Raw genomic sequence first — 7,922 nt, forward strand, 5'->3', positions numbered from 1 at the left:
GAGCCATAACCCGGTGATCGAGAGGTTTTACAACCATCTGCTTGCTGCAGGGAAGACGAAGAAAGTAGCGCTGGTGGCATGCATGAGAAAGTTGCTGACGATCCTGAATGCGATGGTGCGCGATCAAAAGCATTTCGCTGAAATGGCTTGAATTTCGACACGGTTGCTCACTCCGGCGATGCTCCGCGGGCCGCCGCGATGGGCCATCCTTGGCCCAGCGCGGCTAAACCGGCGTCCTGCCGGGTTACCCACGCTCCAAAGCCTGCGTTCGGCCAGCGTGGTTTAACGGGGCGCCTAAGATCAAGATCAAAAGCAGATCAACAGCACAGCGGCCTACAGGCCGGCTTGAGTGGTGTGGAGCAAAAGCAAAATCAAACTCTAAAGCGGGCACGGTCAAATGTGGGAGCTGGCTTGCCTGCGATGACATCGCCTCGGTGTACCTGAGAGACCGAGTTGTCTGCATCGCAGGCAAGCCAGCTCCCACAGAAAAGCAGAGCTGCATCCGTTTCAGATTTGGTTTTCGCTTTGGCTTTTGCTGTGGCTTCTACCACTCAAGCCGGCCTGTAGGCCGCTGTGCTCTTGCTTTTGATCTTGATCTGGCTCTGACTGCCCCAGTAAGCCCGAGGCCGAACGCAGGGATTGAGGAGCGGGTAAACCGGCAGGACGCCGGTTTAGCCGCGACGGGGCAGGGACGCCCCGTCGCGGCGGCCCGCGGAGCAATGCCGGAGTGAGGGAACACCGAGCCTAGGCGAGGTGCCGACAGGCGGGGCAGAGCGTTTTGCTTACTTTTGCGCTGTTCAAAAGTGAGCCGCTGTAAGAGCGGAACCCTAAGCGGCCGTTACCTAAATAACGGATATGCCCTCACCTCAAAACAGCGCGAAGTCTCAGACCCAATGATGAATCGGCCACCCAGCCTGTTCAGCATGAGCACGCAACACCGGGTCCGGATTAACCACCTGCGGGTTCTCAACCTTCAGCAACAGCGGCAAGTCATTGCGCGAATCCGAGTAGAAGTAGGCGCCATCAAGGTGCTCGCCTTCCTGCTCCAGCCATTCCATCAGGCGAGTGATCTTGCCCTCGCGGTACGTCAGTACACCGGTGGTCTTGCCGCTGTACACCCCGTGGGCGACGTCCAGCTCAATCCCCAACACTTCATCAATGCCGATCCGCGCCGCAATCGGCTTGACCAGGTGCGTACCCGAGGCGGAAATCACCAGGATCCGGTCGCCATTCTGGCGGTGCCGGGCGATGGTCTTGGTGGCTTCGCTGTAGATCAGCGGCTCGATAACGTCTTCCACCCAAGGCTCTACAAGGTGCTCGATTTCTTCTGGCGTGCGGCCGATCATCGGCTCCAGGCTGAAGTCCATGAAATCTTCCATGGCCAGTTCGCCGCGGCTGTAGGCCGCCATCAGTTCGTCGTTCCTGCGCATGAACGACTCGCCATCCACCCAGCCCAGGCGGCCCATCTGCTCACTCCACAGGGTGGCGCAGTCGCCATGGATCAGGGTGTCGTCCAGATCAAAAATTACCAATGCCATCTGTCACGCTCTCTCAAATAAATCGTGCGTCAGGCTACTTCACACAACGCACTTGGGTCGATGGAAAGTGCCAATCGCTGGCCGTCCGGGTGCAGATCGTCGGCCGAACGGTTGAGTACATCGACCACCAATTCCACGCCGCGCGCTTCGATGCGGTAACGGATCACGTTGCCCAACAGGCTGTGGCTGCGCACCAGGGCGTCCAGCTCGCCGCTGCGGCTGAGCTCGATGGCTTCCGGGCGAATGGCGATGCGCCCGGTGATCGGGCGCTGCAACAGTTTGCTGGCCTTGTCGGCGTCCAGCAGGTTGTAGTTGCCGATAAACCCGGCGGCGAACACATCCACTGGCGCGGTGTAGAGGGTCTCCGCATCTCCGCTCTGTACGATCTTGCCCTGGTTCATCAGGAAGATCCGGTCGGACATGGTCAGGGCTTCTTCCTGGTCATGGGTCACGAAGATGGTGGTCAGGCCCAGCTCACGCTGGATCTGGCGGATCTGTTCGCGCAGGTGCTTGCGAATCCGCGCATCGAGGGCCGACAACGGCTCATCCAGCAACAGCAGGCGCGGGCGTGTCACCAGGGAGCGGGCGAGGGCCACGCGTTGGCACTGGCCGCCGGACATCTGGTGCGGGTAGCGCCCGGCGAGCTCTTTCAACTCCACCAGTTGCAGCACTTCCTGCACGCGCTTGTGGCTGTCGTCGGCATTGACCTTCTGCATGCGCAGGCCGAAGGCGACGTTCTGTTCCACGGTCATGTTGGGGAACAGCGCGTAGCTCTGGAACACCATGCCGATATTTCGTTTCTGCGGGCTCAGCGGGACGATGTCCTGGCCGTCCAGCAGGATTTTCCCGCTGTCTACCGAGGTCAGGCCGGCGATGCAGCGCAGCAGCGTGGACTTGCCGCAGCCGGACGGGCCGAGCAGGGTGACGAATTCGCCCTTGGCGATCTCGCAGTTGATGTCGCTGAAGACCGGCGTGCCGGCGTAGCCTTTTTGCAGGTGTTGGACGCTGACGAAGCTCATTGGCTTTTGTCCTTGTTCAAGATGTTGGCGGCCCAGGTCAGCACCAGCACAAAGAAAAAATAGGAGATCACCAGGGCACTGGTGAAGTGGCCGCTGCTGTTACGCATATTGTTGAGGTACACCTGCAAGGTCTCGTAGCGAGTGCCCACCAGGATGTTGGCGAACACGAACTCGCCGAACAGGAACGAGAACGAAAGCAGCAACGCCACCATCAGGCCCTTGCGCAGGTTGGGCAGCACCACCAGGAACGCCGCCTGGAAGGTGCTGGCGCCGAGCAGTTGGGCGGCGTCCATCAGGTCGCGCAGGTTGATCGCTTGCAGGTTGTTGGTGATCGCCCGGTACATGAACGGCAATGCCACGGTGAAGTAGCAACCGATCAGAATCCACGGCGTACCCACCATTGCAAACGGCCCCGAGCCGTAGAGCTGCAACAGCCCCACCGACGAGACCACCGGCGGCACCGCGAAGGGCAGCAGGATCAAAATGTTCATCAGGGCGTCGAGTTTGGGGAAGTGGTAATGCACCACAAACAGCAGCGGCAGGATCAGCACCACCGACAAAATCAACGCACCCACACACACCAGCAATGACTGGCCAAAGGCATTCAGGAAGCGCGGGTCACTCCACAGCTGGATGTACCACTTGAAGGTAAAGCCGGAAGGCAGGATGGTCGCCGACCAGCTGCTGGCGATGGAGTAGACCAGGGTGCCGAGCAGAGGCAGTACCAGGATCGCAAACAACAGGTACACCACTACCCGGTGGTAGAGGGCGGCCGAGCCAGGTTCAGCGCGAGACATGGTAGCTCCTCTTGAGCAGCAGTTGATGGACCACGGTCACCACGGTCATCAGCGCCACCAGCACCACGGCCAGGGCGCTGGCCATGTTCGGGTCCAGGGAAATATCGCCGGAGACCATCGCCGCGATGCGGATCGGCAGTACGTTGAAGTTGCCGGTGGTCAGCGCGTACACGGTGGCGTAGGCGCCGAGGGCGTTGGCCAGCAGGATCACGAACGTGCCCAGCAGCGCCGGGGTCAGCACTGGCAAGCCGATATGCCGCCAGTATTGCCAGCCATCCGCGCCGAGCAACGAAGCCGATTCGCGCCAGTCTTCGCGCAGCGCGTCAAACGCCGGGTAGAGCAGCAGCACGCCAAGGGGAATCTGGAAGTAGGTATAAAGGATGATCAGGCCGGTCTTGGAGTACAGGTTGAAGTCCTGAATGATCCCGGCCTGCTTGAGCATGATGGTGATGCTGCCGTTGAACCCCAGCAGGATGATGAAGGCGAAGGCCAGGGGCACGCCGGCAAAGTTGCTGGTCATGTTGGCGAAGGCGGTCACGAAGTTGCGTAGCGGGCCATCCACGCGGCGCAGCGAGTAACTGCCCAGCACGGCGATGATGATCCCGAACACGCTGGAGTAGAAACTGATCTCCAGGCTGTACTGGATCGCCTGCATGTAGAACTTCGAACTGAAGATCTTGCTGAAGTTGGCCAGGCCCCAGCCGAACTCTTCCGACTGAACGCTGCTGATCATCACCCACACCAGCGGGGCGATCTCGAACACGATAAAGAAAATGGCGAAAGGCACCAGGCACAGGGCGGCCAGCCATTTGCCGCGGATTACTGAATTCACTTCAACAGCTCCCGGCATACAGGTTTGTCGTGGGGCACACCCAGCAGCTCGCAGACGGTGCCGCACAGCTCGGTCTGTTTGGGTGTGGCGTGGGCATCGAGGCTGAAGGCATTCCCCAGCACAAACAGCGGCACTTCCCGTTCTTCCGGCAACAGGCCGTTGTGGGAACGGTCGTTGTTCATGCCGTGGTCTGCCGTTACCAACACCTGGTAACCGGCGTCGAGCCAGCCTTGCAGGTAGTCGGCCAGGATGATGTCGGCCGAGCGCGCGCTGTTACGGTACTGCGGGGTATCGAGGCCGTGCTTGTGGCCGGCGTCGTCGATGTTCATCGGGTGCACCACCAGGAAATTCGGCGCGTGCTTGAGGCGCAGGCTTTCGGCGTCGGCAAACAGGTGCGAGTCCGGGTAATGGTCATTCCAGTAGAAATGCCCGTGCTGGATCGCCAGTGCCGGGTCGTTGGTATGACGGTCACGGGCAGCGATGAAAGGGCTGCGGTTATACAACTCGCTGACCCAGTGATAAGCCGCTGCCGCTGTGGATAAACCGGCGTCGGTGGCGTAATGGAAAATGCTGCGCTGGTTGGACAGGCGCGAGACGTTGTTGTGGACGATGCCGCTCTCGATCGGCGGGACGCCGGTGAGGATGCATTCGTACAGTGGCCGGGACAGGGCCGGCAGTTCACATTCCAGTTTGTAGAGTGCTGCGCGTCCTGCGCCGACATAGGCTTGCAAGTGCCCCATGGCGTGTCGGGCAACCTCGTAATTCAGGCCGTCGAGCACGACAAGGATGACGTTGTGCTTCATAGGGGCTGGGGCTCCGCAACAGATTGGCTTGACTCGGTTTTTTCGGTTGGAACCGGGTGAAATGTGGGAGCTGGCTTGCCTGCGATAGCGGTGTGTCAGTCGACAACAATGCTGAATGTCATACCGTTATCGCAGGCAAGCCAGCTCCTACACTGGCCGCGTTCTTACTGCATATTGATGATGACTTCTTCCTGCCACTTCTGCGGCAGGGCCTTGGAGGTCTTCTCCCAAGCGTCGGCATCTTTGATCGGCGTGACTTTCTTGTACTGCTCGTTCGGCAGCAGCTTGGCCTGCACGTCGGCTGGCAGGGTCAGGTGCTCGGCACGAATCGGCCGCGCATTGCCTCGCGCCAGGTTGGTCTGGCCGGCGTCGCTGAAGATGTATTCGCGGGTCAGCTTGGCGGCGTTCGGGTGCTTGGCGTATTTGTTGATGATGGTGGTGTAGCCGGAAATCACCGAGCCGTCCGACGGGATCAGCACCACGTAGTCATCCGGGTTGGCCATCTTGGCTTTGTAGCTCAGGCCGTTGAAGTCCCAGACCACGCCCACTTCCACCTCGCCTTTTTCCATGGTGGCGATGGTCGGGTTGGCCAGCGACAGGCGGCCTTGCTTGGCGATGTCGGCGAACATCAGCAGTGCAGGCTGAATGTTTTTCTCGTCGCCACCGTTGGCCAGTGCTGCGGCGAGTACGCCGTTGGCAGCCTGGGCGGCGGTGCTCACGTCACCGATCGAAACCTTGTATTTGCCGGTCTTCAGGTCAGCCCAGCTTTTCGGGGCTTCAGAGCCGTGCAGCAGCTTTTTGTTGACGATAAACGCGATGGTGCCGGTGTAGGCCAGCGCCCAGTTACCGTCTTTGTCTTTCGCCCAATCCGGGACTTGTGCCCAGGTGGTCGGTTTGTACGGTTGGGTCACGCCCTGTTTTACCGCGATCGGGCCGAAGGCGGCACCGACGTCGCCGATGTCGGCGCTGGCGTTGTCTTTCTCCGCCGCAAACTTGGCGACTTCCTGGGCCGAGCTCATGTCGGTGTCGATGTGCTTGAGGCCGTAGGTCTTGGCCAGGTCTTCCCAGGTGCCTTTCCAGTTGGCCCAGTCATCGGGCATGCCGACGCTGTTGACGGCGCCTTCCGCTTTCGCGGCGGCTTCAAGGGTTTTCAAATCGGTATCAGCAGCCATGGCGGCGGTGCACATGGCAATGGTTGAGCCTAACAGTGATGCCAGGAAAAGCTGTTTCATCCGAAGCTCCTTTGGGCGTTTTCAACGCTGCGTTTTTATCGACGTTTGCGGTGGTGTTGGTCTAGGTCAGCAATACCTGAGCCAATTTAGGCTTGGCGGATGACAGTTTCATGTCGATGTCGTTTTTTGTTGGCCTGGACGGGGGATCGCCGGGTAAGCGTAGACCATGCCCAACCGCCCGGAAGCCTTGGACTTGGCCGATGTATTGCAGGTCTTGTGGCAGGACGTCGCGGGGCGCTGTCATCTGTCGGTCATGTGCAATGCCTAGGCTTGCACGCAACAGCAGAGGCGCGTTTAGAGGGCGTTTTGTGCACCTGAATAGTGCTGGTCTAGTCCAGATAGGTAACGTTGATGCGTGATGAGGCAACCAAAGCGGTGACAACCATTGGCCTGGCGCTGCAAGAGCAGATCGACCATGGGTTGTTGGCGCCTGCCAGTAAGCTGCCGGCCGAGCGCAAGCTCAGCGAGTTGTTTGGTACCACCCGGATCACGGTGCGGGAAGCCTTGTTACAACTTGAGGCCCAAGGGCAGATTTATCGCGAGGAGCGGCGGGGGTGGTTTGTGTCGCCGCCCAGGCTTGCCTACAACCTGATGCAGCGCAGTCATTTTCACGCGATGGTGAGTGCGCAGGGGCGGGTGCCGTCGACCGAGGTGATCTCGGCGCGGTTGCAGCCGGCTTCGGCGTCGGTGTGTGCGTGGTTGCAGTTGCCGGCGTTGTCCAGCGTGATCCAGATTTGCCGGGGGCGCAGGATTGATGGGCGGTTGGTGTTGTATGTGGAGCACTATCTGAACCCGCAGTATTTTCCGGGGATTCTGGAGTGTGATTTGAATCAGTCGATTACGGAGTTGTATGCGCGGGTGTATGACTTGCACTACGGGCGGGTGCGGTTTGAGATTGTGCCGACGTCATTGCAGGTTGAGGCGGCGGCGGCGTTGAGGGTGTCGGTGGGGAGCCCGGGGTTGCGGATTGCCCGGGTTAATTATGATCAGCATGAGCGGTTGATTGATTGTGATCTGGAGTTTTGGCGGCATGATGCGATTCATGTTGGGGTGGATGTGGTTTGACCCGTTGACCCGTTGACCGCGTACATATCCATTTCTGCGGTAACGGCTACTTATGGTTCCGCTCTTACAGCGGCTCACTTTGGAAAAGCCGGAATGCCGGCCCAGCCCAAAGTAAGCAAAGGGCTCTGCCCCGCCTGTCGGCACCTCGCTAAGGCTCGGTGTTCCCTCACTCCGGCGCTGCTCCGCGGGCCGCCGCGATGGGCCATCCTTGGCCCAGCGCGGCTAAACCGGCGTCCTGCCGGTTTACCCGCTCCGCACCACCTGCGTTCGGCCTCGGGCTTATTGGGGCAGTCAGATCAAGATCAAAAGCAAGAGCACAGCGGCCTACAGGCCGGCTTGAGTGGTAGAAGCTAGATCAAAAGCCAGAGCGAAAACGAAATCTGAAACGGATGCAGCTCTGCTTTTCTGTGGGAGCTGGCTTGCCTGCGATGCAGACACCTCGGTTTTTCAGGTACACCCAGTTGATGCCATCGCAGGCAAGCCAGCTCCCACATTTGACCGTGCCCGCTGTAGATTTTGATCTTGATGTTGCCTTTGCTTCACACCACTCAAGCCGGCCTGTAGGCCGCTGTGYTSTTGATCTGCTTTTGATCTTGATCTTRGGCGCCCCGTTAAACCACGCTGGCCGAACGCAGG

Annotated in this window: 7 protein-coding genes and 1 pseudogene; 2 read left to right on the forward strand and 6 right to left on the reverse strand. The window is 59.8% G+C overall.

Annotated elements, in window-relative coordinates; genetic code table 11:
- Window positions 1-151 (forward strand): annotated as a pseudogene (locus P3C29_RS32490) (IS110 family transposase); the annotation flags it as partial.
- Between the two features lie 733 nt (window positions 152-884).
- On the opposite strand, the gene P3C29_RS32495 reads toward P3C29_RS32490, so the two are convergent.
- The 6 genes from P3C29_RS32495 to P3C29_RS32520 form a co-directional block, all read right to left on the reverse strand.
- Window positions 885-1,538, reverse strand: coding sequence for an HAD family hydrolase (locus P3C29_RS32495; RefSeq protein WP_010166439.1), 654 nt, complete (start codon window positions 1,536-1,538; stop codon window positions 885-887).
- Window positions 1,539-1,567: 29 nt separating this feature from the next.
- Window positions 1,568-2,557, reverse strand: a complete 990-nt coding sequence (locus tag P3C29_RS32500; RefSeq protein WP_010166440.1) for an ABC transporter ATP-binding protein — start codon at window positions 2,555-2,557, stop codon at window positions 1,568-1,570.
- Entirely contained in the window at window positions 2,554-3,354 is an 801-nt protein-coding gene (locus P3C29_RS32505; RefSeq protein ID WP_003219747.1) for an ABC transporter permease, read from the reverse strand. The genes P3C29_RS32500 and P3C29_RS32505 overlap by 4 nt, the downstream gene beginning before the upstream one ends.
- Window positions 3,341-4,186, reverse strand: a complete 846-nt coding sequence (locus P3C29_RS32510; RefSeq protein ID WP_003219748.1) for an ABC transporter permease subunit — start codon at window positions 4,184-4,186, stop codon at window positions 3,341-3,343. The genes P3C29_RS32505 and P3C29_RS32510 overlap by 14 nt, the downstream gene beginning before the upstream one ends.
- The gene (locus P3C29_RS32515) at window positions 4,183-4,989 is read right to left on the reverse strand and encodes an alkaline phosphatase family protein (RefSeq protein WP_275966454.1); all 807 of its coding nucleotides are present in this window, start codon (window positions 4,987-4,989) and stop codon (window positions 4,183-4,185) included. Before P3C29_RS32515 ends, P3C29_RS32510 begins: the two co-directional genes overlap by 4 nt.
- Before the next feature lie 164 nt (window positions 4,990-5,153).
- Window positions 5,154-6,221 carry an ABC transporter substrate-binding protein gene (locus P3C29_RS32520; RefSeq protein WP_275966455.1) on the reverse strand — a complete coding sequence of 356 codons (1,068 nt, stop codon included), beginning with the start codon at window positions 6,219-6,221 and terminating at the stop codon, window positions 5,154-5,156.
- A 351-nt stretch (window positions 6,222-6,572) separates the two neighbouring features.
- Here P3C29_RS32520 and P3C29_RS32525 point away from each other — a divergent pair, with 351 nt between their 5' ends.
- Window positions 6,573-7,286 (forward strand): UTRA domain-containing protein, encoded by a 714-nt coding sequence (locus P3C29_RS32525; protein ID WP_201124947.1) that lies wholly within the window; start codon window positions 6,573-6,575, stop codon window positions 7,284-7,286.
- Window positions 7,287-7,922 lie beyond the last annotated feature (636 nt).

The sequence above is a fragment of the Pseudomonas sp. 1912-s genome (genome assembly GCF_029269205.1).
In the GTDB taxonomy this organism is placed as follows: Bacteria; Pseudomonadota; Gammaproteobacteria; order Pseudomonadales; family Pseudomonadaceae; genus Aquipseudomonas.